We start from the raw sequence: 24,949 nt of genomic DNA, 5'->3' as shown, positions 1-24,949 counted from the left end.
GTAAGTGAATGCCAACTTTTCGTTATCAAGGCCGCACGCTAGACGGCTCATCCACTAACGGCAAAATCGAAGCAGTGAACTCAGAAGCTGCGGCGGAAGCATTGATGAACAAAGGGGTCATCCCGCTCAATGTACGGTTAGAGAAAGAGTCGGCAAAAAGCCAAGTGAGCTTGTCTAAGCTGTTTGTGCCTGCTATTCCGTTGGAAGTAATTATTCTTTTCTCTCGCCAGTTGTTTAGTTTGACTAAAGCTGGCGTACCTTTGCTGCGCTCTATGCGTGGCTTGTTGCAAAATTGCGAAAACAAACAGCTCAAAGAGGCGCTAGAAGATGTCGTTTCTGAACTGAGTAATGGCCGAGGTTTGTCTTCTGCGATGCAGCAACACAGCAAAGTATTCAGCCCACTGTTCGTTTCTATGATCAACGTCGGTGAGAATACGGGTCGGCTTGACCAAGCGCTATTGCAACTGGCGAATTACTACGAACAGGAACTTGAGACTCGCAAACGCATCAAAGCGGCGATGCGTTATCCGACGTTTGTCATTATCTTTATCACCATCGCCATGTTTGTATTGAATATCTTGGTGATCCCTGAGTTTGCATCGATGTTCACGCGCTTTGGGGTTGAGCTACCATTGCCGACGCGTATTTTGATCGCGACTTCTAATTTCTTTGTTAATTATTGGGTGTTGCTGGTTGTGGCAATGATTGGCGCGTTTACTGTATTCAGAGCGTGGGTGGCGACGGCTGATGGTCGGGAGAAGTTCGATAAGTTTCGGCTTCGGCTGCCAATTGTAGGCGATATCGTTAATCGTGCGCAGCTTTCTCGTTTTGCCAGAACCTTCTCGTTGATGCTGAAATCAGGGGTGCCACTTAACCAGTCTTTGGCTTTGGCCGGGGAAGCCTTAGGGAACCGTTTTTTAGAAAACCGAATTCTTGAGATGAAGTCCGCGATTGAAGCGGGTAGCACCATTTCAGTGACGGCCATCAACAGCAAAATATTCACCCCATTGGTGATTCAGATGATTGCAGTAGGTGAAGAAACTGGTCGTATTGATGAGTTGCTGCTGGAAGTGTCGGACTTTTACGATCGAGAAGTCGATTACGATCTAAAAACACTGACCGCAAGAATAGAACCATTACTTTTGGTGATTGTCGCAGGCATGGTCATGGTGCTGGCATTGGGTATCTTCTTACCAATGTGGGGAATGCTCGACATCATCAAAGGCGGCTAATAGGTGGTTGAAAATCAAAGCCGAGCAACGCTTATTGTGTTTGGGGTTATTGCTACGATTATGGCGGTGGGTTTGGCGGTCAAATTACGTCCTGTGACCGAGCAAGCACAAGTAACTGGAGCGAAGTTAGCGAGAGTTTGGATGCAAGATAGTGTTCAGCGTTATCGTCAAGCTTGGCTAGTACAAGGCGAGCCAGAACATATGCTGATGGATGGCTTAAACCTTACTATGACTGAGGGCGGGTTAGTGTCTCCCTTTACTCAGCAAGGTGTATTAGATTGTGGTTATTGGCTAGCGGTGCATTACCCCCAACGTAAAATAATGACCAACAAGTTAATAGATATCAGTGGAGCCATTAAAACTGATCGTTATGTCTGTCACTATACTTATGAAAATGGTCAGTCGATTGTAGTTATTTCAACAGCTAATCAACTGAAAATAGACGTCGAAATGTCGGCGGAGTGAATTTTTTGACACCTAATCACTATAATTGGTAATCAAAGTCGGTATAATGCAATCATTACCATAAGTAAGACGCTGTAATAGAGGGTAAACAATAATGTGTTTTTCTCATTGCAGCATGAACTGAATAATGGCGAATCGTCATTCTGCTCAAGCGGTAGATACAGTATCCACTTCACGGTCAGTTTTAGTGAACGTTGCTGCCCCAAACCGTTTTGACAATATCCAAAATGGTCGCGTGACCTAAACGAAACTTTGCAGTTGTACTGCATGCTTACATAGAGAGAGTAAACAATGAAAAGACAAGGTGGTTTCACCCTTATCGAATTGGTAGTGGTAATTGTAATCCTAGGTATTCTAGCGGTAACTGCAGCACCACGTTTCCTTAACCTGCAAGATGATGCTCGTGATTCAGCTCTTGATGGTTTGAAAGGTGCTATGACTGGTGCTGCTGGCATTACTTACGGTAAAGCTGCAATTGAAGGTCAAGAGGCAACAGCTGACGGTGCAATCAGTATCGGTACTTCAACTTTAAACCTAGAGTTTGGTTACCCAGAAGCAACTTCGGCAGCGCTATCTCTAGTTGTTGATGGTCTATCGGAAGATTGGGTTGTTAAGAAAGTAGATACTAATGCTGACCCTAAATACATTTCATACGGTTTCGATAACTACGACACGAAATGTGTTAAATACACTCAAGCTAAAGACAAAGATACTCCAGCAACAGTCGCTGTTACTAAAACTGCGAATGAGTGTAAGTAATAAATATTACTCAAAAGGCCAGCTAGTCTGGCCTTTATCTCTTTATTTTGATTAATTTCGGAATAGTTCATATGCGTAAATCATCGGGTCTTAGTGCAATAGAGTTTGTAGTTGTGCTGGTTATCTTAGGTGTGATCGGTTATGTGGTATTACCAAGATTTATCAGCTTTGAACCAGAAACTTATGAAGCCAAGTGGGAGCAAACCAAGCAAACCGCTGAGCACGTTTCTGAGACGCTAAGCAACAAAGAAACCTACGATCGAATTGAAGAAGAAATTGGTCGTTCAAAAGGGCAAAATAACTAGACATTGGTTATTTGTTCGTCTGTTCACACTTCGAATCGAAAAATTATAAACCTATCATTAATCTCATAATTTCATCGTATACTTATCTCGCTTGTTCTAAGCCTAAGGTTGGGTTATGAAAATTCGCAGCTCTGCATTAGGGTTCACGTTAATGGAGTTAATCCTCGTGATTGTTCTCCTCTCTATCCTTTCACTTTTTGCAGCCAGCCGTTTTATGGGATCTGGCAGTTTTTCTGCATATGCATTACAAGAACGCGTGATTTCTGTGATTCGCCAAGTGCAGGTGAATCGTATGCAGTCGAATGCTACAAGTCCTGATAACAACTTTCGTTTACAAGTTTCTAGCTCATGTGTTGGTTCGGTTACTGCCTGTGCTCTAACAGGCAGTGCACAAGATGCCCGTAGTGACGTGGTTATCGATAAGTCCGCAAGGTTTTCCGTTATCAGCGGTGCCGCAAATACAATTAATTTTAACCTTCTCGGCAATCCTGTAAGTGGTGCTGTAAACATCTTAATAGAAGATAAACATGGTCGAAGCCGCTGCCAAGTTGAAATTAATACTCAAGGTTATGTTTCAAAAGGTACATGCTCATGAAGAAATCTAGTGGCATGACTTTAATAGAAATGATCATCGCGATTGTTTTGATGGGCATTGCGATGGTGGCGTTTACTTCTTTTCTTGTCCCTCAAATTCGAGATTCCGCCATCCCTCATTATCAAACCCGCGCGGCCGCATTAGGCCAAGGTTTCATGTCTCAGATATTGGCGCGAGGCTTCGATGAAAACAGCGACTTTGATGGTGGCACCGTTCGGTGTGGTGAGAATGGAGTGAGCTGCACTGACGTAAATAAATTAGGTGCGGATAAAAAACTAGACGGTTCCTTGGAAACAACGCCTAGTGATTTCAATGATGTCGATGACTATATCGGGTGTTGGAGCACATCTACAACGGCTTCTCAGTGTGATGGTATCCCTAGAGGGAATATTAGTGATGTACTTGGTGCGGACAGTACTGAGCAGTACAAAAACTTTAGATTAGAAATTAGCGTTGCCTATGATGATCTGACGGATAAAGCTCCCGATGAAATAACCGAATACAAAAAAGTAACATTAAGGATTTTTGCGGGGAACACGCAGCCCCTTACTTTAACAGCTATTAAGGGGAACTACTGATGAAAGATCGTGGTTTCACCTTAATGGAAATGATAGTTACGATTGTGGTCGGCAGCTTCATCATGTTGGGGATAGCTGGGTATGTCCAGTTAGGAATGAAAGGTTACGCTGATACTATCGATCGCCAACGAATACAAACACAGGCTCAGTTTGTTTTAGAAAAGATGACGCGTGAAATCCGCCATGCTGTACCTAATAGTTTTCATGTGCCAAAAGGAACAACTAATTGTCTAGAGTTTGTGCCGATTGAATATTCTGGTTTTTACACGTTTAAGAATAACGACTTAGAGTTTTTGCTAGGTAATGACTCAACGCTTAATCCTATTCCTGCGAATCGCAGGATGGTGATAAATCCGAGCCGATATGAAGATTTACAATCAACTTCTTCGCGAAATATAGCCATTGGTGGTTTAGCTAAAACAGGTAAGGTTTTTGTTGTTAGTGGGGGGGCAAGTACGATTACGGGATCCTCTGTTTCTAGCCGTCTTTATATTTATCAAGAGAAGTCGGAGGTTCGCTACTGTTTTGATACCAAGCGAGTTACGCGAAATGGTATTACGGTTGCGGATAGTGTCGATACGTCCGTAAGTGGTATGCGTTATCTAGAGCCAACTCTGCAACGAGGTGGTTTAGTTCATATCAATTTAGAGTTTGAGCAGGATGGTGAACGTAGTGTGTATCAACAAGATGTGCAGGTGCTCAATGTCCCATAGAAGAAACTCCAGCGGAAATGTACTAATCATCGTGTTGTTCGTCATTATTGTAATGGGATATTTGGCTTCCTCTTTAATGAAAGTGACATGGTCGAATCAAAGCGGATTAACAAGAGAGTTTTTGGGAACAAAAGCTTGGTTTGTTGCTCAGTCTGCAAATGAGTGGGCATTGACCAAGATGTATCCGTTAAATGCCAGTACAACAGATATCGCGACCGTATGTAGTGGGGAGGTCAGCGGTGCCGTTCCGCTGGTAGCTGTGGGAAGTGGGTGCAAGGTTAATGCGATGGCATGTACAAATATAGGTACTTTCAATGAGGGTACCCCTGATGCTGAATCTCTTTTTAAGGTGCAGGCCACGGCAACGTGTGGTTCTGGGGCTACACAGGTACAGCGTCAGCAAGAGGTTTGGGTAAAGGATTAGAATAATGAAAAAGACCATACTATTTTTAATTTCGCTATCATTGTCTGCCTTTTCGTATGCTAAGGCAGTGACACATGATTTGGCCGACTCGGGGAGCAATATTTGTGATGATAGTGGTGCTGGTCAACTCGATGGTACGGTTTACCGCTGCAGCACCGGCAGTCTCACGCTGAGGAATGGTGACTCCGTCATCTATAGTGGTAACTCTGGTGGTAAACCGATCACACTAGAAGTTATGCATGGTGATATTACGCTTGAAGGTAATAATAGCGTAGGGAGCCAGCAGCAGAGAATCAACCTGAAAACTTCAAGCGCATCTTCGAGTTTGCAAGTGATGAAGCCATCTGAAAATAAAAAGAATAAGAAGAAAGACTCAAATGGCTATAGAGACATAGTAATTAAAAATGGCAGCACAGTCTGGGGTGACATATATGCTCACAACGATGTGACGATCAAAAACAGTGTTATCCGGGGCAATATCACCTCTGATGGTGGTGGTGTAATCACTGAAGCTTCCGGGAATAAGATCTTTGGTAACGTCACGGCTTTACATGCGGTTGCCATCAAGCAAGCCTTAGTCTGTGGCACGCTGGAATCTAAAGGGCTCACGGTTACAGTTGAAAACTCTAAAACTAACGGTCAAGGCGACGGTGGAGGCAACCACAATGGCGTTTTTGCCTTGCATAATGCCATTAAATCACATGGTCAAGTAACACTAAAACAGGCGGATGTTTGCGGTTCGATTGACCCAATCCCAAGTTCTGATAAGCAGAGTGACATTTATTGTGGAGTGAATGAGCCTGATTGCGATTATGCTCCTGATAGGTGTCCGGTTTTATATGTTAAATCGATTTGTGGTTGGGATCCGGAACCTCTTCCCGAACCAAAACAATGTATTGATGTTGAGGCCTTTGATCAAGAATCTGACCTTGAGAAAAAGTGGGCAACTATGGGTTACTTTAGCGGTGATTATAATGGACAGAATGGTGCAGAGCCTAAACCATTTATTCATAAGAACCGATTGAGAATAACCAATAATATACAGGGACAAGCGGCGGTTGGCGCATATAACTATACATTTCCATCAAGCAATAACATCGTTGAAGTTGAATTTGACCATTTTGCGTACGATGGAAACCGTTACAATACAGGTGCTGACGGGGTTGCGATTGTTTTTTCGGATGCAAGTGTTCCACCATCTACAGGTGCATTTGGTGGGCCGTTAGGTTATGGCGTGAAACCTGACGGCGGAGGCATCGAAGGGTTTGCTGGAGGTTGGATCGCTTTTGGTATTGATGAGTATGGTAACTTCTCTAATGAAGGCAGTTATTATCAAGATAAAAATCCGCTTGATAGTAGCCCTGGACAGAATGATCATTCAATAACAATACGAGGCTCGGGTGAGAAAAAAGGCCCTGGTGAATATATTGATATGAACAACCATCGTATAGGTACGTTCCCTGAAGGATGGTTCGGTGGATATCGCTTTATTAAAAAGAACAGTAACGTTGGCAAGCTTGATGATGAGTCAAAGGACGAGATTCACCGTTATCGGATGACTATTGATTCACGGGCTATCGATGGTCGAGACGCCGGGGTTTATGTCTCTATCAAAAGAGCCAGCTACCAAGGTAACCTCAAAGTTGATGTTGATGATAGAGGGAAACTAAAAAGCGATAACCTAGATTGGGAGGACATTATTGATTCTTTCAATATCATGCAAGGTTTTGCTCAATCGACTGCTCCAAGTGAATTTCGAGTGTCTGTAGCGGGTTCTACTGGCTTGGTAAAAAATGTGCATGAAATTGATAACTTCCAAATATGTGCCGACGAATTCCAGCCACTTACAGAAGGTATCCATCATTTTGAGTTTGATTACTCCGGCTCTGGCAGTACATGTCAGCCGTCTGATGTCACTCTGAGGGCATGTATGGATAAAGACTGTAATACGCTTTATCCTGGCTCAATAACCGATGCCGAAGATTTGCACGTAACTCTTTCCCCCAGTGCGGGGCATCATGTTGCTAATTGGGTACAAAGTTCACCAATTAGCTTTAAGGGGTCTACTAATCTTCAGATTCGAGGCTCTAGAGCGGGTGAAGTTACTATCGGCATTGCACACAGCTCGGTTCCACAGTTCGGTTTTGAGGATACACGTTGTCGAATTAATGGTGGTGAGCTTTCGGCCAAATACTGTAAGATTAAATTCCGTCGCAATACGTTATCTATCGTTGCTGAAGATGTCATCGCTAACAAGGAGTCTTCAGATAGCAACTTTTTTGAATTTTGCTCATCTAGTTCAACAACCGATATTACACGTAATATTAATATGAGCATGAAGCATACCGTAGCTCCGATAGTGCAGCCAGATGTTACGTTAAACTATATGAAGAGAGATGGGGATACTGCGCCGGTTTGGAGCTCGGACAAAACTATTTCAGAGAAAGGGAGTACTTACCTTAAGGATGTATACTTTAATGATAATGGGCAAGCTAAGTTTAAGTTTACTTATCCTGAAGTAGGTCAAGTTTCGTTTATTGCTTCTGTTGAGGGGATTCAAGATTCCGAGGGTGTTGGCAAATTTGTGAGTTATCCACATCGCCTCCAAGTAACTGCAGGTGGGCGGTGTAGCAGTATCAACTCTGGGTGTGATAGTCGGTTTGTTTCAGCTGGTGAGGAATTTACTATGAGCATCACTGCTTTGCAGTATAGTGAAGATGGTAAAGATCATATACCAGCTAAAAACTACGAAGAAGAACAAATGGTTGTGTCAAATGAAGTTGTGTATCCCGCTATAAGTGCTGGCGGAAAAAAAGCAGAGCTTCTCACAGACACATATAAACATATTGCTTCTGATGATGCTAAAACGTCATTTCCTCAAACTGTGTCAGAGGTAGGTGCGTTTGAATTTTCAATAAGTGCGCCCAAAGGCGATGTTGAAAATACGTCTCTCTACCTTGGTAAGAGTTCATTCTTGATTCAGCCCGCGACCATTACACTTGGTCGTTTCTATCCTAAGTTCTACACGTTGCGCGGGCAAAATTGGGACTATGCTGGAAGTCAAAGCTTTAACTATATGAATCAAAACTTCGATTCTATGTGGTATGAAGTAGAGGTATTGACTGGTGGGGATGTTCCAAAATCAGTAGAAAATTACAAATACTTCAACAAAGAACATGTAGCATCTTTTGAGTTGAGTGATTCATTGAATCGGTTTAATGCTCAGGGGAATTTAACACCTTCTTGGGTAGACGCATTGGGAAGTATTCAACGCTTCACACTGACTCCCCCATCAAGTGGAGAGTGCGATTCGGCAGAAGGATTGTGTTGGATGAAAAAGACTCCTGCCGCAGGTTACGAAGATGGACCTTTTAATCTTAATGGCAACACCATAAAAGCGACAGATATAAAGGTTGGCGTGGCAACAGAGCCAGATCCTATATCGGTGTATGGTAATCCAGTTCTTTCTATTCAACCTGATATCCGCTTTGGTCGTGTAGGCCTAGAAGATGTTGGTGGAAATCAGGGTGCGACCTTACATATTCCTCTAAGAATCGAATACTGGAATGGTAGCCGCTTTATCGCCAACCCTAATGACAATCAAACCGATGTGAAAGGTGTCACTGCCGCTGAAAGGCATATTTGGCCAACAGGTACTGATGCTGATCCTAAAGCGGTTACACTAGGAGCTGGTGGTGAAGTGTCTTCTGGTTCTTCTCGATCTGTTACTGCAACTCAAGCTGAACCATACCGTCAGCAAACGCGCGTTTGGTTAGATCTTGATGATTCAAAAAATGGCTTACCATGGCTCAAATATGATTGGGACAATGATGGCTCCGAAGAAAACCCATCCTCCGTCGTCACCTTTGGTATTCATCGAGGTAACGATCGCGTGATTTACCGTGGTGAGCCAGGGTTAACCGGACAGTAACAACTTAGGTTTTTGCCCTTAAGTTAGGAAACTGCAAGAAATTGAGGCTTTCTGCTCATGTTTGTGTACCAATACCTTGCTGTGACAGCGAGGCATTGGTACATTTAGAGCAATTTTTGTCTTCTATATTTTTGCAGGATGAGCGAAGAGTATGTTTAAGAAACTTCGTGGCATGTTTTCTAACGATCTATCTATCGATTTAGGTACAGCCAACACTCTAATTTACGTAAAAGGGCAAGGAATTGTCCTTGATGAACCTTCTGTAGTTGCTATTCGTCAAGATCGTGTAGGTTCTGCAAAAAGCGTTGCTGCAGTCGGTCACGCAGCAAAACAGATGCTTGGTCGTACACCTGGCAACATTTCCGCTATTCGCCCAATGAAAGACGGCGTAATCGCTGACTTCTACGTAACCGAAAAAATGCTTCAGCACTTTATCAAGCAAGTGCACGATAACAGCATCCTAAAGCCAAGCCCACGTGTTCTTGTTTGTGTTCCTTGTGGTTCTACCCAAGTTGAGCGTCGCGCAATTCGTGAATCAGCACTTGGTGCTGGTGCGCGTGAAGTTTACCTAATCGACGAGCCAATGGCGGCGGCAATTGGTGCTGGTTTACGCGTATCTGAGCCGACAGGTTCAATGGTGGTCGATATCGGTGGTGGTACAACTGAAGTTGCCGTTATCTCTCTAAACGGTGTGGTTTACTCATCGTCTGTACGTATCGGTGGTGACCGCTTTGATGAAGCTGTGATCAACTACGTACGTCGTAACTACGGCAGCTTGATTGGTGAAGCAACGGCTGAAAAGATCAAACACGAAATCGGTTCTGCTTACCCTGGTGATGAAGTTCAAGAGATTGAAGTTCGCGGTCGTAACCTTGCAGAGGGTGTGCCACGCAGCTTTAGCTTGAACTCAAACGAGATCCTAGAAGCGCTTCAAGAGCCGCTATCTGGCATCGTATCAGCAGTCATGGTTGCACTAGAACAGTGTCCACCAGAGCTTGCTTCAGACATTTCTGAAAACGGTATGGTACTAACCGGTGGTGGTGCACTACTTAAAGACCTAGACCGTCTACTAATGGAAGAAACTGGTATTCCTGTGGTTATCGCGGAAGATCCACTAACGTGTGTTGCGCGTGGTGGCGGTAAAGCACTAGAAATGATCGACATGCACGGTGGCGATCTGTTCTCTGAAGAATAAAGGTTTAGGTGAAGCTCATGTCGGGCTTCACCTTCATTTCTGCTCTCTCTGTAATTCAAACATGCTCCATACCTAAAAGTATTTAGTTAAGTATTTTTAGGTTGCCAAGTAAGGCTCAATAATCATGGAAGCAATCAGGTCAAAAACAAGATGAAACCGATTTTCGGCAGAGGTCCGTCTCTGCAATTACGTCTGTTTTTTGCTGTCATCGTGTCGGCGAGCTTAATGCTGGCCGATAGTCGTCTAGATACGTTTTCCAACGTTCGATACCTACTAAACAGTATGGTTGCACCGATTCAGTACGCAGCGAATTTACCTCGTAGTATGTTCGATGGCGTATTTGAACGTTTTAATTCTCATCAGGCATTGGTTGAAGGCAATCGCAGCTTAAAGCGAGAAGTGCTACGCCTGAAAAGCGAGCTTATCTTGCTCGACCAGTATAAAGAAGAAAACCAACGCTTACGTAAGTTGTTAGGATCTTCATTTGTCCGTGATGAAAAGAAAGTCGTGACAGAAGTAATGGCGGTTGATACTTCACCTTATCGTCATCAAGTGGTGATCGATAAAGGCCGTATTGATGGTGTTTACGTTGGTCAGCCTGTTATCAATGAGAAAGGCATCGTTGGTCAGGTCACGTTTGTCGCAGCGCACAACGCACGTGTTCTGCTGCTAACGGACGCGAAAAATGCAATTCCTGTCCAGGTGATCCGCAATGATATCCGAGTGATCGCATCGGGCAATGGTGAAATGGATGAAATCCAACTGGAGCACATTCCAACCAGCACAGATATTCAGGTTGGTGATTTATTGGTGACATCCGGTTTAGGTGGTATTTACCCTGAAGGATATCCAGTCGCGACGGTTACCAATGTGGATCACGATACGCGTCAAGAGTTCGCCTCAATCAAGGCTGAGCCGGTTGTGGAATTTGATCGCTTACGCTACCTACTGCTGATTTGGCCGAATGAAGACCGTCAACACAAAGTACTGCGGTCCAATGTAGATGAAGGGTTAGAGCAAGAACAAGAGGTAACCGATGGCCAATAATGTATTGAGTAGCCGAATGGTGATTGGCGTCAGTTTCTTCGTTGCGCTGGTACTGCAAACCATTCCATGGCCAGGTGTGTTAGATGTGTTACGTCCGTCATGGTTGTTCCTTGTCACGTGTTATTGGGTGTTGGCACTACCGCACCGAGTGAACGTCGGAACTGCGCTAGTGTTGGGCTTATTGTGGGATATCTTGATCGGCTCAACGCTTGGAATTCGTGGCATGATGATGTCGATCGTTATCTACCTTGTGGCGCTGAATTTCCTGTTGATTCGCAACATGGCATTGTGGCAACAGTCGATTTTAATTGCCTTTTTTACTGCGTTATTGGAAGTTTTGATATTCTGTGGGGAATATTTGAACCAGGACGTAGTATTTAATCCATTATCTCTGTGGACGGCGGCAATAAACTGTATACTTTGGCCATGGATGTTTTTATTAATGCGACGAGTTCGTCGTGCATGGCACGTAAGGTAAAGCGGTGAAGAAAAGCTTATCTCTCGTTCTCGCATCGGGTTCTCCGAGAAGAAAAGAGCTGCTTGCTCAACTGGGTTATGATTTTGAGATCGTATTGCCTGATATTGAGGAAGCCAAACAGGCTCATGAGCAAGCACGAGATTACGTGTTGCGTCTTTCTTTGGAAAAAGCTCAGGCAGGCTTAGCGTTGGCTAAGCCTGATTCCGTTGTATTGGGCTCTGATACGGTCGTAGTATGCGATGACCGTGTGCTAGAAAAACCAAAAAGTTTTGAAGATTCAAAGCGTATGCTTACTGACTTATCCGGTCGTCGTCATCAAGTGATGACTGCGGTGAGCGTTGTATCATCGGAACAACAACATTCAGTGGTCGTTACCACTGACGTGTGGTTCAAACCACTGACTCACGAAGAAATCGAACAATATTGGCAGTCAGGAGAGCCATGCGATAAAGCTGGAAGTTATGGTATTCAGGGACTCGGAGGGCGATTTGTCACCCGAATCGAAGGCAGTTATCACGCTGTAGTAGGCTTACCTTTGTTCGAAACCGATCAGCTAATTCAAGAATTTTTATAATTGTTTTGAGGTGTGCACATGAGTGCAGAATTGCTGCTTAACGTGACCCCGAGTGAAACTCGTGTGGCCATGATTGAAGGTGGAGTACTACAAGAAATACATATCGAGCGCGAATCGCGTCGCGGTATTGTGGGCAATATATACAAAGGCAAAGTAAGCCGAGTGTTACCAGGTATGCAGGCGGCTTTCGTCGACATTGGTTTAGATAAAGCGGCGTTTTTACATGCGTCAGATATTGTTCCTCATACCGAATGTGTGGCAGAAAACGAAAAACAGCAGTTTCAAGTCCGTGATATCTCTGAACTGGTACGCCAGGGACAAGACATTGTTGTGCAAGTGGTCAAAGATCCGCTCGGCACGAAAGGTGCGCGTTTAACGACGGATATCACCTTACCTTCGCGTTATCTTGTTTTTATGCCGGGGGCCAGCCATGTCGGTGTTTCGCAGCGTATTGAAAGTGAAAAAGAGCGCGAGCGTTTGAAAAAGGTGGTGAACCATTACTGCGATGAGCACGGTGGTTTTATCATTCGTACCGCGGCAGAAGGCGCTGATGAAAAAGAGCTCTCTCAAGATGCGGCATTTTTAAAGCGTTTGTGGTTAAAAGTCATGGAGCGTCGCTCAAAATACAAAACGCGTTCAACACTTTACGGTGAACTCGGCTTAGCTCAACGCATTCTGCGTGACTTTGTTGGCACAGAGCTCGATAAGATCATGGTCGACTCCCGCCTTGAATACGAGAACCTGAAAGAATTCACTTCTGAGTATGTACCGGAGTTAACAGATAAGCTTGAGCTTTACGAAGGTGACAAGCCAATCTTTGACATGTACGACACCGAAAACGAAATTCAGCGTTCTTTAGAGCGCAAGGTCGAGCTAAAATCGGGCGGCTATTTGATCATCGATCAAACCGAAGCCATGACCACCATCGACATCAACACGGGTGCATTTGTTGGTCGTCGTAATCTCGAAGAGACTATCTTCAATACCAATATAGAGGCAACGCAAGCTATTGCGCGTCAGCTACGTTTACGTAACCTCGGCGGTATCATCATTATTGATTTTATCGATATGGCATCCGAAGAGCATCGTCAGCGAGTACTTACCTCACTGGAAACGGCGCTGGCGAAAGACCGAGTAAAAACCAACATCAACGGCTTTACCCAGCTTGGCTTAGTTGAAATGACGCGCAAGCGCACACGAGAAAGTATTGAACATATCTTGTGTTCTGGCTGTCCTACTTGTGAAGGCCGTGGCAGCGTGAAAACGGTCGAAACCGTATGCTTTGAGATATTACGCGAGATTACTCGTGTGAACCGTGCTTACGACGCCGATAATTTTGTCGTGTACGCATCGCCGTTTGTTGCTGAAGCGCTATTGGGCGATGAGTCTCATGCGTTGGCAGAGCTCGAAGTATTTATTGGCAAGCAAGTGCGAGTTCAGGCTGAACCCCTGTACATTCAGGAACAGTTTGACGTCGTAATGATGTAATTTGGAACATTTGTGAATTCTGGTGTTAACCGTTTTGGGCGTTTTTGTGCGTGGAGTTTAGTTACTGTATTGGTGTTATTAGCCATATTAGTAACCACGCTTCGCGTCACACTGCCGCAACTTAACCATTTCCAAGATGAGATCAAAACCTGGGTCAAACAAGGCACAGGTTTTGACGTTTCTATTGCTAATGTCGCAGGGACGTGGCGCAATAATCATCCCTCAATTGCGTTACTGGGTTTAGAGGCAAATCTACCAAACGTGCAAGATGCACGCTTCGCTGTTGAAGAAGTCCAAATTGAGTTCGACCTTATTCAATCTCTTTTTCAACTTAAACCTGTAGTTGCAGACCTTACCATTCATAACCTCGCTTTAGACATTCACACGGTAGACATTCTGCCGACTTCTCATCGTCAAGATCCGAAGCCTGAAGTGGATAAGAGCGAAGTGAAACTCATTGACCAACTCGACTCACTTCTTTTACGTCAGTTCGAAGACTTCACTATTAGCGATTCACGGATTTGGTATAAGTCGGTGTCTGGTGAAACTCGCCGTTTAGATATTGAGCAGCTTCGTTGGAGCAATCAAGGGAAACGTCACGTAGCCGAAGGCACGGTTAGCATTGCCGATGTTCGCCTGAACTCATTGTTAGTAAGCGCTAACTTTAAAGATCATGGCTCGTTGCGCGATGTATCTGGTGAGTTTTACGTGAGTGCTCAAGATGTCTCGGTCACACCTTGGCTGACCACTTACATGCAAGAAGAGTCAGGAGCAGAGTCGGGTAAAGTCAGCTTAAATACTTGGCTAACGCTCAAACATAGCCAACCGCATGATGCTTATGTTGAATTGCTGCCTTCCGAGTTGGTGTGGAATGAAGATGGACATCATGAGCTGTTTATTGAGTCTGGAATTTTCAATCTTCGACCAGATAAACAAGGCTGGAAAGTAAATGGCCACTCACTTCAGATCAGAACCGATAATACCCCTTGGCCAGAGCTAGACGTCGCGTTTGATTGGCAACCAAACGGCTGGATGCTTAATCTCTCTCAACTCGACATTGAAGCACTCATTCCGCTCATTAAGCTGGCTCCAGAGTCAGAGTCGACCAGTGACCTTATTAACAAACTAGCACCGAAAGGTCGGGTCGAAGATGTCCGATTGTCAATGAACGGTGGTTTAGACACCTTACGCTACTCGGCTGAACTGGATGAACTCGCGATGACACAATGGGAGCTCCTACCCGGGTTTCATCACGTACAGGGCAGCGTATCGGGGGATGTGAATCAAGCTAAAGCAAAAGTCACCGTCATTGATGATGTCTTTCCGTACGGCGATGTATTCCAAGCTCCGCTGAATATCAAACAAGGTGAAGTCGATATTATCTGGCAGCAAGATGATGCGGGTTGGCGTTTGTGGGCGGATAAAGTGACGGCAGCAACGCCTGATCTTCAAGTCTTGGGGGCATTCCGTCTTGATTTTCCAAAAGAACAAAGCCCATTTTTATCGTTCTATGCCGAAGCGGATCTCTACAACGCGGGTGAGACATGGCGCTATCTACCGACTCTGGCACTTGGACAAGACTTGACCGACTATCTTTCGACCGCGATTCAGGGCGGTAAAGTGAACACAGCGAAATTGTTGTGGTATGGCGAGTTAGGTGATTTTCCTTACAAAGAACATAATGGCATGTTCCAAGCTTGGGTTGGATTAAAAGACGCGAAATTTAGCTTTGATACGGCATGGCCAACCATCACGGATTTGCAGCTAGACTTGCTGTTTGAAAATGATGCCATGTATTTGGATTCAAAATCAGCCACACTAAATGGCGTTCATGCCAAGCGTATCACTGGACGAATCCCTGAGTTGGCAGAAGGTGGACACATCGAGATTGAAGCGAAAGCAAGCGCGCCGGGTAATGAAGTCCGTGACTACATGATGGCGACGCCATTAGTGGATTCAGTCGGTGCCGCATTGACAGCGCTGCAAGTGAGTGGGCCCGTTTACTCTGAGTTTCAACTCAACATACCGTTTGATTTTGAGAAAGACTCTCGCGCTTGGGGTTATGCCGATTTAACAGAAAATCGTGTTGATATTGAAGCGCCGCCAATGACGCTTGAAAACGCCACAGGACGTATCACCTTCGACAATGATGTGGTTACCACATCGGGTTTGTCGGCCGAATTATTACAACAGCCTATCTCTCTTGATTTCCATGGAGAGAGTGCGGAGCAAGGCTACAACGTGACAATTAATACACTAGGAGATTGGGATGTTGAGCCGCTCAAACCCTATGTCGGTGAGCGTTGGTTAAACCTTGTTTCTGGCCATGCGCCGTGGCAAATGGATATTGACTTGCAACTCAATGATGTTGGTTTCACTTATCAGCTTGAAGTGCTGGCGCAGCTAAATCGTCTGGCTAGTCAATATCCTTATCCTTTAGCGAAAAAAATTGGTGAGTCTGGGCAAGCGAAACTGCAAGCATCCGGCAACCAAGAGAGTATTTCAGCACGACTACAGATCCCAAATGTGAAGTATCAAACTGAGATAGATATCGCTGGCGATGTCCCGGTTCTGACTGCGACTCATTTAATGGTTGGCAAAGGTGGCTTCCGGATTAGTCCTATTGTCGGGCACGATGCTTCGGTGCGTGTCGAAGAACTGAATTTAGACCAATGGGCGGAGCTTGCGCAGGTCTCTGAGAGCAAGCCTTCATCGTCTGTTTTGGCAAGCATGAAAACGCCGACCATTCCATTGCCGACACGCATTGAAGTTGAAACGCCAAACTTACAGCTCGGTGGGATTGAGTTTCATGATGTGGATTTTTCAGCAAGCAAGAAAAATTTGAGTTGGCAACTCGATGTGGACAGTCAAGAGGTTAAAGGGAAAGCTAACTATCTGAAACCCTATGATCTATCGGTCTCTCTAGAGCACTTGCATCTGTACATCCCAGGGTTTGAAGAGATGACCAAAGAGCGCAGTTCAATCTTTGCGAGTGAAGATCAAAACGCACCTTTGATTACCAATTTTGACCGCAAGTTTCACGCAGAGATGCCAAACTTAACTTTGAACATCGATGATTTTTGGCTGCAAGGTTACAAAGTGGGCAAAGTTAATGTTGATTTGCAGCGTCGCGAGAACCGCTTGGAGTGGAAAAATATCACCTTTAGTAGCGGCAAAAACCGCATTGATATGAGTGGTTGGTGGGACCTGACGAAAGAGAGTAGTCATTCCAACTTAACCATGAAAATGAAAGGTGATAACAACACCGATCTTATGGAGCGCTTTGGTATTACATCAGGCATTCAACAAGCACCATTTGAGATCAATGCCAATATGGAATGGGACGGCGCACCTTGGTCAATGAAGACACAAACCTTGCAAGGAAACGTCTCAACGGAATTTGGTAAAGGCGTGATCAGTGAAGTTAGTGGTGCGGCACGCTTGTTAGGCTTGTTTAGCTTGGATTCTATCATCCGTAAGATGCAGCTCGACTTTACCGACGTATTCGATAAAGGCATGGCATTCAACTCGATCACGGGAACGGGCAAAATCCAAGACGGTGTGTTTATCACCAATGATATCGTAATGGATGCGTTAGCAGGGGAAATGCAAATCCGCGGCATCGCTAATATGAACAGCAGAATGGTTGATGCGGAAGTGAAATTCACACCAGACATCACATCAGGCCTACCAATGCTGACCGCGTTTGCCGTTGCGCCTCAAACTGCTTTGTATGTCTTGGCCATCTCTACGGTGATATCTCCGGTGGTTGAGGTCTTCACTCAAGTCAATTATGAAGTGAAAGGCCCACTAGATTCACCAACGGTGAAAGAAATTTCGCGAAGTAAAGGTGAATACAAGCTGCCAGAAAAACTGCGTGAACAGGCCAAATAACTCACCGAATATAATGGAATAGGGAGGAAACACATGGAGCGTGTTGGCATTATTCAAATGACTTCGGGTCCGGATATTAACGCGAATTTGGACTTCATTGAAAAACAGTGTGCTTTAGCGAGCAAGCAAGGTGCCAAACTTGTTCTTACTCCTGAAAATACAGTGCTATTTTCCAGTCGCGAAGCTTATCATCAACATGCAGAGCCACTTGGCAGTGGCATGATTCAACAGCGGCTCTGTGAAATCGCTAGAAAGAACCAGTTAACGCTAATTGTCGGAAGCATGCCCATTCAAACCGCAAAAGGTGTCACCACCACAACACTTGTATTTCCGCCGCACGGTAAATGCATTGCTCACTATGACAAACTGCATATGTTTGATGTCGACGTAGCCGATGGTTATGGTAGTTATCGTGAGTCGGATACGTTTATGGCGGGTAATCAAATAGTCGTTGCGGAAACTGATATCGGCAGTGTTGGATTGAGTATTTGTTATGATTTACGTTTCCCAGAACTTTATAAAGTATTGCGTCAAGAAGGGGCGGATATCATTGTGGTGCCCGCTGCGTTTACCGCTGTGACGGGGCAAGCTCACTGGGAAGTATTATTGCGAGCTAGAGCGATTGAGACACAATGTTGGATTTTGGCAAGCGGACAAACTGGAACGCATCCATGTGGACGAAAAACATGGGGACACTCAATGGTCGTTGACCCTTGGGGACGTATCCATAAACAGCTTCAGGATGAAGTAGGTTTATTGGTGACTGAGATAGATTTGTCACAAAGCCAACAAGTAAGGCAGAATATGCCGCTGACTCAACACAGTCGCTTTCAAAATGAATTGAGACGGAAATAAAAGAGCTAACTATGAGCACAAACCAAATAGAACAGGCACTCCTTGCCCCAAATGGTCTGACAGAACAAGACATTGCTGACACGCTTGCCAGCATTGCGACGCGCCAGATCGATTATGCGGACATTTACTTTCAGTCCAGCTGGCATGAGTCTCTGGTTCTAGAAGACAGCATCATCAAAGATGGCTCTTTTAACATTGATTGTGGTGTTGGTGTCCGTGCAGTAACTGGCGAGAAAACCGGCTTTGCCTACTCTGATCAAATCCAGCCTGAAGGCCTGAAGCAGAGTGCAATGGCGGCGCGCGGTATTGCTCAGCAAGGGCAGAATGGTAAAGTCCAAGCGTTTAAACGCACCGAAAACCAAGCGTACTACGCCGCTGTGAATCCACTAGCTGAATGGGAAAAGCAGCAAAAAACAGAATTGCTCAAATCTCTAGATGCTTACATCCGCACTAAAGAACCATTGATTAAAGAGGTCTCGATCAGCATCAGCGGTGTGCATGAGCAGATGCTTGTTGCGGCAACAGACGGTACTTATGCAGGCGATATTCGTCCTTTGGTGCGTTTGTCTATTAGCGTGCTCGCACAAAAAGGTGAACGACGTGAACGCGGTAGCGCTGGTGGCGGCGGCCGTTTCGGTTACGATTTCTTTTTAACGGAAAGCAATGGTGTGAAACAAGCTTTTCATTACGCAGACGAAGCGATTCGCATGGCGTTAATCAACCTTGAAGCAGAAGCAGCACCAGCTGGCATGATGCCAGTGGTATTGGGTTCTGGCTGGCCTGGCGTGTTGCTACACGAAGCGGTAGGTCATGGCCTAGAAGGTGATTTTAACCGGAAGGAATCTTCGGTTTTCTCTGGCAAAATGGGTCAACAAGTGACGTCTTCGCTGTGTACCATCGTCGATGATGGCACGTTAAAAGACCTTCGTGGTTCACTGAATGTGGATGATGAAGGGGTAAACGGCCAGTACAACACGCTTATCGAAAATGGTGTGCTGAAAGGTTACATGCAAGACAAGCTAAACGCGCGGTTAATGGGTGTGAACCCAACAGGTAACGGTCGTCGTGAGTCTTATGCACATTTACCAATGCCGCGTATGACCAACACCTACATGCTACCAGGTGAACATACGCCAGAAGAAATAATCTCGACGGTCGAGAAAGGGTTGTATGCGCCAAACTTTGGTGGCGGTCAGGTGGACATTACTTCGGGTAAGTTTGTGTTCTCTGCATCCGAAGCATACTTGATTGAAAACGGTAAAATTACGCGCCCTGTTAAAGGTGCGACGTTGATTGGATCAGGTATCGAAGCAATGCAGCAAGTCTCTATGGTCGGTAACGACCTAAGTATCGACAAGGGCGTTGGCGTATGTGGTAAAGCAGGTCAAAGTGTGCCAGTTGGGGTTGGTCAGCCGACCTTGAAACTGGACTCACTGACAGTAGGTGGCACTGAGTAACTCAGTTGAATCGTTATAAAAAGAGCGCTCATTAGAGCGCTCTTTTACTTTGTGAGTCGGTGTCAATTACAGGTTTTCTTCAGCAAATTCCGCCAAGCGGCTACGAACCACGCCGTTGAGGTGAATATTCGCGCTGCCTTCAAAGTTCTTGAAGCGTTCAACCATGTAGGTCAAACCAGAGGTCACTGGGGTGAGGTAATGGGAGTCAATCTGCGCCAAGTTACCGGAGCAGACGATTTTGGTTCCTTCACCACAGCGGGTAATGATGGTTTTGATTTGTGATGCAGTGAGGTTTTGACACTCATCAAGCAGTACAAACGCATTTTGAATTGAACGGCCACGCATAAAGTTGATCGATTTAAATTGAATGTTGGCTTTATCGCAGATGTACTTCAATGAGCCTTCAGTGCAGTGATCGTGTTTATGTAGCGCTTCCAAGGTATCGGTCACCGCCGCTAACCACGGCATCATTTTCTCCTCTTCGGAGCCGGGTAAGAAGCCGATGGATTCACCGATATCTGGCGTGTTACGTGTTACGATAATTTTATCGAACATGCTTTTTTCAATAGTTTGCTCCAATGCTGCTGCCATTGCCAGTAATGTCTTACCACTACCCGCCGCACCCGTTAGAATCACCAAGTCAATTTCTGGATCGAGTAAGGCATCTAACGCCATTCCCTGGTAGATATTTTTAGGTGTGATGTCCCAAGCCTTACGATGCATTAGACGTTCGCGGCTCAGGTCGAGAAGCGTTAGCTTGTCTTCATTGATGGTTTCTACGCGACCAGCAAAGTCACTGTCTTCATCAATAACGTATTGGTTGATAAAGGTTGGGTCGAAGGGTTCGCGACTGAGTTTGTGGTAAGTTTTTCCGCCCAGTGCATAGCTTTCTACTTCCTCAATACCGCTCCAGAAATCACCTTCACGCAATTGAAAGCCTTTGGTTAGGTATTGAATGTCGTCAATCAGTTGGTCGGTTCTATAGTCCTCAACAAAGCGTACACCAGCCCCTTTGGCTCGCAGACGCATGTTGATGTCTTTCGTGATCAGTACCACTTCACGTGGTGCACGTTTATTTTGCAGATAAAGCACCGCGTTGAGAATACGGTTGTCACCGGCTTTGTCGGCGAAGGCTTTGACGGTTTCCTGCAGTTCAAAATCCGCCAAAATGGAAATAGTACCTTGGTCGGGGTTGTCTTTAGAAACAGGAATGCCTTCAGAGATTTCATCTGGCGTTGCTTCTTTAAACAAATCTTCCAAGGTGCGAATAGCCACGCGCGCATCTCTTGCAACGTCGCGCTTACTGTCTTTGATTCGGTCGAGTTCTTCCAACACGGTCATGGGGATAACGACATCGTGTTCTTGGAAAGAGAAGATGGCAAAGGGTTCATGAAGAAGAATGTTGGTATCGAGTACAAACAGTTTCCGATCGGTATCGCCCATAGCGTCTCCTTGCCGTAGTACGGCTCTGCATGCGAGTTGTTAGGTCGTTTCCAAATAGGTGTGAAGTGACCTAACTCTGATTGCTTGCAATAGAGGTTGTCGGGCTGATGTCGGCTAGTGTGCAACCGAGTAGCAAGACAACTTACTGCAAACCCGTGTTGATCCTAATCGTGTACTAACGCGCTTAAATCATATGCAATGGTTTTAAACGCCCCTCATTAGAAGTATACGTAATATTTACGTTCTACAACTTAATAATTGGCATGAGTATTTTACAATTTGATTGCATTTAGAGTTTGGGAAAAAAAGTTTCTGCTTGGTGCGGTTTCGGCGTGACCTAAATCACAGCTTCAAGTAAGATTAGCGACCTTTTTCTGCGTATAGGCTACGTCCGATTTATCATGTTGAGCTGGCTTAAAAAATACTCAGTTCATACTGGAATGACGAATGCTATCGGCATAGCAGAAGCCAGAATCAGATCTAAACTATTATCCATGCCCACGGGCATGAGTAGACCAACAAGAAATACGAATCAAGAACTAATAACGAGGTAGTCAATTCATGACATTTGCTTTGGGGCAGCGCTGGATTAGCGATACGGAAAGCGATTTAGGTTTAGGTACCGTTGTAGCAATGGATGCTCGTACTGTGACATTGATGTTTGCAGCGTCAGAGGAAAACCGAGTTTACGCACGTAATGATGCACCTGTTACCCGAGTCACCTTTAATGTTGGGGATGTCATCGATTGCCAAGAAGGTTGGTCTCTAAAAGTAGAAGAAGTACTGGAAGATGAAGGTCTTTACACCTATTTCGGTACTCGTGAAGACACGCAAGAAACCGCTGTTGTTCTGCGTGAGATTTTTCTTAGCAACCAAATTCGTTTTAACAAACCTCAAGATAAGTTGTACGCCGGTCAAATCGACCGTATGGACAACTTTGTTCTGCGTTACCGTGCGCTAACCAACCAGTTTGAGCAGCATAAGAGCCCAATGCGTGGCCTATGTGGTATGCGTGCAGGTTTGATCCCTCATCAGCTTTACATCGCGCACGAAGTTGGCCGTCGTCACGCGCCACGCGTCTTGTTGGCGGATGAGGTAGGTTTGGGTAAAACCATTGAAGCGGGTATGATCATTCACCAACAAGTTCTGTCTGGTCGTGCCGAACGCATTTTGATTGTGGTGCCTGAAACACTGCAGCATCAATGGCTGGTTGAGATGATGCGTCGTTTCAATCTGCATTTCTCTATCTTTGACGAAGAGCGCTGTATCGAAGCTTTTGCGGATGCAGAAAACCCATTTGATACTCAGCAATATGTGCTGTGTTCTTTGGATTTCCTACGCAAGAGCCGCAAGCGTTTTGAACAAGCACTGGAAGGTGAATGGGACCTACTGGTTGTCGATGAAGCGCATCACCTTGAATGGAGCCAAGATAAACCGAGCCGTGAATACCAAGTGGTAGAAGGCTTGGCTGAACGTACTCCAGGTGTGTTGCTACTGACTGCAACGCCAGAGCAGCTTGGTCGTGAGAGTCACTTTGCTCGTCTGCGTTTGTTGGATCCAGACCGCTTCTATGATTACGAAGCATTCGTTGAGGAAGAAGAGCAATACGCGCCCGTAGCAGATGCGATTACTTCACTCTTTTCCGGTGAAAAGCTACCTAATGAAGCAAAAAACCAGATCACTGAGTTGTTGTCTGAACAAGACGTAGAACCACTTTTCCGCATTATCGAAAGTGAAGCGGACGAAGAAGCTAAAGCGTCGGCACGCCAAGAGCTGATCGATAACTTGATGGATCGTCATGGTACAGGGCGTGTTCTGTTCCGTAACACGCGCGCGGCCATCAAAGGCTTCCCTACGCGTAACGTGCATCTGATGCCAATGGATATTCCACCGCAATACACTACATCAATGCGTGTTGCTGGGATGATTGGCGGTAAGATGAGTTCTGAAGCACGTGCGATGAAGAACCTTTACCCGGAAGAAATTTTCCAAGAATTTGAAGGCGATGACGCGAGCTGGTGGCAGTTTGACTCGCGTGTGAATTGGTTGCTTGAAAAAGTAAAAGAGAAGCGTAGCGAGAAAATCCTCGTGATTGCTTCTCGTGCGAGTACCGCACTGCAATTGGAGCAAGCACTGCGTGAGCGTGAAGGTATCCGCGCCACCGTTTTCCACGAAGGTATGTCGATTCTTGAACGTGACAAAGCGGCGGCTTACTTTGCGCAAGAAGAAGGTGGAGCACAAGTTCTTATCTGTAGCGAAATCGGCTCTGAAGGTCGTAACTTCCAGTTTGCCAACCAACTTGTCATGTTCGACTTGCCATTCAACCCAGACTTGCTTGAGCAACGTATTGGTCGTTTGGACCGTATCGGTCAAAATCGCGATATCGACATTCATGTTCCTTACCTGAAAGGCACATCGCAAGCGATCTTAGCACGTTGGTTCGATGAAGGCCTGAACGCTTTTGCGGAAACCTGCCCAACAGGCCGTGCTGTTTACGATAAGTACTCCGATGATCTGATTGAAATTCTTGCCTCTGGTGATACCAGCACGCTAGATGAGATCATTGAAGCGTCAGCAAAAATGAATAAAGAGCTGAAATCCCAATTGGAGCAAGGCCGTGATCGCCTATTAGAAATGCATTCAAATGGCGGGGAAAAAGCACAACAAATCGTTGAGAAAATTGAATCAACCGACGGCGATACCAATCTGGTCACCTTCGCACTTTCTCTTTTTGACACGATTGGCTTGAATCAAGACGATAAAGGTGAAAACGCCCTGATTGTGACCCCATCTGAGCACATGATGGTGCCAAGCTACCCAGGTCTGCCATACGAAGGAGCGACGATCACGTTTGATCGTGATACAGCGTTATCTCGTGAAGATATGCACTTTATCAGTTGGGAACACCCAATGATCCAGGGTGGTATCGATCTTCTTATGAGTGAAGGGGTGGGGACGTCTGCGGTATCTCTATTGAAAAACAAAGCGTTACCAGTCGGGACTATTCTTCTTGAGTTGATTTACGCGGTAGATGCGCAAGCTCCAAAACGCAGTGGTATCGCGCGCTTCTTACCGAAAACGCCAATCCGTTTAATGATGGACTCGCGTGGTAATGATTTGTCTGCTCAAGTGGAGTTTGAAAGCTTTAACCGCCAGCTCAGCCCTGTAAACCGTCACTTAGGTAGCAAGTTGGTTACGTCGGTACAGAAAGACGTACACCGCTTAATTGAAGCTGGTGATGTTCTTATTGAAGAGAAGGTCGAAGAAGTACGCAAGCAAGCTCATCAAGATATGCAGCACAGTTTGAATGCAGAGCTTGAGCGTTTGCAAGCACTGAAAGCGGTGAACCCAAATATTCGTGACGAAGAAATTGAAGCTATCGACGCACAAATTAAAGAGCTCACTGGTTACATCAACCAAGCTCAGGTTCAGCTCGACTCGCTGCGTTTGATTGTGGTGAGCCACAACTAAGTAAGTATTTATTGCTCATTAAAAAAGGTCTTCAGTTGAAGACCT

19 protein-coding genes are annotated in these 24,949 nt (G+C 45.3%); 18 read left to right on the top strand and 1 reads right to left on the bottom strand.

From position 1 onward, the window contains the following. Positions 1-8: 8 nt before the first annotated feature. The 17 genes from KI742_RS07875 (at position 9) to tldD (ending at position 19,990) form a co-directional block, all read left to right on the top strand. The gene (locus tag KI742_RS07875; protein WP_005381186.1) at positions 9-1,232 is read left to right on the top strand and encodes a type II secretion system F family protein; all 1,224 of its coding nucleotides are present in this window, start codon (positions 9-11) and stop codon (positions 1,230-1,232) included. 3 nt (positions 1,233-1,235) lie between these two features. After that, positions 1,236-1,697, top strand: a complete 462-nt coding sequence (locus KI742_RS07870) for an MSHA biogenesis protein MshF (RefSeq protein WP_154205001.1) — start codon at positions 1,236-1,238, stop codon at positions 1,695-1,697. A gap of 291 nt (positions 1,698-1,988) precedes the next feature. Further along, complete coding sequence (locus tag KI742_RS07865; RefSeq protein ID WP_005381181.1) at positions 1,989-2,456, top strand: type II secretion system protein; 468 nt, start codon at positions 1,989-1,991, stop codon at positions 2,454-2,456. A gap of 71 nt (positions 2,457-2,527) precedes the next feature. Then, positions 2,528-2,761, top strand: a complete 234-nt coding sequence (locus KI742_RS07860; protein WP_017821316.1) for a hypothetical protein — start codon at positions 2,528-2,530, stop codon at positions 2,759-2,761. A 115-nt stretch (positions 2,762-2,876) separates the two neighbouring features. Continuing rightward, positions 2,877-3,356: a type II secretion system protein gene (locus KI742_RS07855; RefSeq protein ID WP_017636197.1), complete on the top strand. Its 480-nt coding sequence runs from the start codon at positions 2,877-2,879 to the stop codon at positions 3,354-3,356. After that, positions 3,353-3,934, top strand: a complete 582-nt coding sequence (locus tag KI742_RS07850) for a type II secretion system protein (protein WP_025767603.1) — start codon at positions 3,353-3,355, stop codon at positions 3,932-3,934. Before KI742_RS07855 ends, KI742_RS07850 begins: the two co-directional genes overlap by 4 nt. Further along, entirely contained in the window at positions 3,934-4,647 is a 714-nt protein-coding gene (locus tag KI742_RS07845; RefSeq protein WP_080525247.1) for a PilW family protein, read from the top strand. The genes KI742_RS07850 and KI742_RS07845 overlap by 1 nt, the downstream gene beginning before the upstream one ends. Then, positions 4,637-5,071 carry a hypothetical protein gene (locus KI742_RS07840; RefSeq protein ID WP_064368795.1) on the top strand — a complete coding sequence of 145 codons (435 nt, stop codon included), beginning with the start codon at positions 4,637-4,639 and terminating at the stop codon, positions 5,069-5,071. The genes KI742_RS07845 and KI742_RS07840 overlap by 11 nt, the downstream gene beginning before the upstream one ends. Before the next feature lie 4 nt (positions 5,072-5,075). After that, positions 5,076-9,002 (top strand): DUF6701 domain-containing protein, encoded by a 3,927-nt coding sequence (locus KI742_RS07835; protein WP_285386116.1) that lies wholly within the window; start codon positions 5,076-5,078, stop codon positions 9,000-9,002. Between the two features lie 151 nt (positions 9,003-9,153). After that, entirely contained in the window at positions 9,154-10,197 is a 1,044-nt protein-coding gene (locus KI742_RS07830; protein WP_005381144.1) for a rod shape-determining protein, read from the top strand. A gap of 150 nt (positions 10,198-10,347) precedes the next feature. Beyond that, complete coding sequence (mreC, locus tag KI742_RS07825; RefSeq protein ID WP_005381142.1) at positions 10,348-11,244, top strand: rod shape-determining protein MreC; 897 nt, start codon at positions 10,348-10,350, stop codon at positions 11,242-11,244. Next, positions 11,234-11,722: a rod shape-determining protein MreD gene (gene mreD / locus KI742_RS07820; protein WP_005381141.1), complete on the top strand. Its 489-nt coding sequence runs from the start codon at positions 11,234-11,236 to the stop codon at positions 11,720-11,722. Before mreC ends, mreD begins: the two co-directional genes overlap by 11 nt. 4 nt (positions 11,723-11,726) lie before the next feature. Next, positions 11,727-12,296 (top strand): nucleoside triphosphate pyrophosphatase, encoded by a 570-nt coding sequence (locus KI742_RS07815; protein ID WP_005381139.1) that lies wholly within the window; start codon positions 11,727-11,729, stop codon positions 12,294-12,296. 18 nt (positions 12,297-12,314) lie between these two features. Next, complete coding sequence (gene rng / locus KI742_RS07810) at positions 12,315-13,784, top strand: ribonuclease G (RefSeq protein ID WP_005381138.1); 1,470 nt, start codon at positions 12,315-12,317, stop codon at positions 13,782-13,784. Positions 13,785-13,796: 12 nt separating this feature from the next. Beyond that, positions 13,797-17,678 carry a YhdP family protein gene (locus KI742_RS07805; RefSeq protein ID WP_104975638.1) on the top strand — a complete coding sequence of 1,294 codons (3,882 nt, stop codon included), beginning with the start codon at positions 13,797-13,799 and terminating at the stop codon, positions 17,676-17,678. A gap of 33 nt (positions 17,679-17,711) precedes the next feature. Further along, complete coding sequence (locus tag KI742_RS07800; protein WP_005381136.1) at positions 17,712-18,533, top strand: carbon-nitrogen hydrolase family protein; 822 nt, start codon at positions 17,712-17,714, stop codon at positions 18,531-18,533. Positions 18,534-18,544: 11 nt separating this feature from the next. After that, positions 18,545-19,990, top strand: coding sequence for a metalloprotease TldD (gene tldD / locus KI742_RS07795; protein WP_005381134.1), 1,446 nt, complete (start codon positions 18,545-18,547; stop codon positions 19,988-19,990). A gap of 66 nt (positions 19,991-20,056) precedes the next feature. On the opposite strand, the gene KI742_RS07790 is transcribed toward tldD, so the two are convergent. Next, positions 20,057-21,433: a PhoH family protein gene (locus KI742_RS07790; RefSeq protein ID WP_005381133.1), complete on the bottom strand. Its 1,377-nt coding sequence runs from the start codon at positions 21,431-21,433 to the stop codon at positions 20,057-20,059. 561 nt (positions 21,434-21,994) lie between these two features. Between KI742_RS07790 and rapA the strand changes: the two genes are divergently transcribed. Further along, positions 21,995-24,904, top strand: coding sequence for an RNA polymerase-associated protein RapA (gene rapA, locus KI742_RS07785; RefSeq protein WP_005388434.1), 2,910 nt, complete (start codon positions 21,995-21,997; stop codon positions 24,902-24,904). The last annotated feature ends 45 nt before the right edge of the window (positions 24,905-24,949 follow it).

It is taken from the genome of Vibrio sp. D417a (genome assembly GCF_030248595.1).
Taxonomy (GTDB): Bacteria; Pseudomonadota; Gammaproteobacteria; order Enterobacterales; family Vibrionaceae; genus Vibrio; species Vibrio alginolyticus.
The sequence above is the reverse complement of the archived record's forward strand: the minus strand, read 5'-3'. Positions and strand labels throughout refer to the sequence as shown.

Excerpts from the sequence above, each read along its gene's own strand:
- mreC (WP_005381142.1), top strand. The coding sequence starts at position 10,348 with ATGAAACCGATTTTCGGCAGAGGTCCGTCTCTGCAATTACGTCTGTTT.
- KI742_RS07865 (WP_005381181.1), top strand. The coding sequence starts at position 1,989 with ATGAAAAGACAAGGTGGTTTCACCCTTATCGAATTGGTAGTGGTAATT.
- KI742_RS07840 (WP_064368795.1), top strand. The coding sequence starts at position 4,637 with ATGTCCCATAGAAGAAACTCCAGCGGAAATGTACTAATCATCGTGTTG.
- KI742_RS07875 (WP_005381186.1), top strand. The coding sequence starts at position 9 with ATGCCAACTTTTCGTTATCAAGGCCGCACGCTAGACGGCTCATCCACT.
- rapA (WP_005388434.1), top strand. The coding sequence starts at position 21,995 with ATGACATTTGCTTTGGGGCAGCGCTGGATTAGCGATACGGAAAGCGAT.
- KI742_RS07790 (WP_005381133.1), bottom strand. The coding sequence starts at position 21,433 with ATGGGCGATACCGATCGGAAACTGTTTGTACTCGATACCAACATTCTT.
- KI742_RS07850 (WP_025767603.1), top strand. The coding sequence starts at position 3,353 with ATGAAGAAATCTAGTGGCATGACTTTAATAGAAATGATCATCGCGATT.
- rng (WP_005381138.1), top strand. The coding sequence starts at position 12,315 with ATGAGTGCAGAATTGCTGCTTAACGTGACCCCGAGTGAAACTCGTGTG.
- KI742_RS07835 (WP_285386116.1), top strand. The coding sequence starts at position 5,076 with ATGAAAAAGACCATACTATTTTTAATTTCGCTATCATTGTCTGCCTTT.
- KI742_RS07860 (WP_017821316.1), top strand. The coding sequence starts at position 2,528 with ATGCGTAAATCATCGGGTCTTAGTGCAATAGAGTTTGTAGTTGTGCTG.
- KI742_RS07845 (WP_080525247.1), top strand. The coding sequence starts at position 3,934 with ATGAAAGATCGTGGTTTCACCTTAATGGAAATGATAGTTACGATTGTG.
- KI742_RS07830 (WP_005381144.1), top strand. The coding sequence starts at position 9,154 with ATGTTTAAGAAACTTCGTGGCATGTTTTCTAACGATCTATCTATCGAT.
- tldD (WP_005381134.1), top strand. The coding sequence starts at position 18,545 with ATGAGCACAAACCAAATAGAACAGGCACTCCTTGCCCCAAATGGTCTG.
- mreD (WP_005381141.1), top strand. The coding sequence starts at position 11,234 with ATGGCCAATAATGTATTGAGTAGCCGAATGGTGATTGGCGTCAGTTTC.
- KI742_RS07855 (WP_017636197.1), top strand. The coding sequence starts at position 2,877 with ATGAAAATTCGCAGCTCTGCATTAGGGTTCACGTTAATGGAGTTAATC.
- KI742_RS07800 (WP_005381136.1), top strand. The coding sequence starts at position 17,712 with ATGGAGCGTGTTGGCATTATTCAAATGACTTCGGGTCCGGATATTAAC.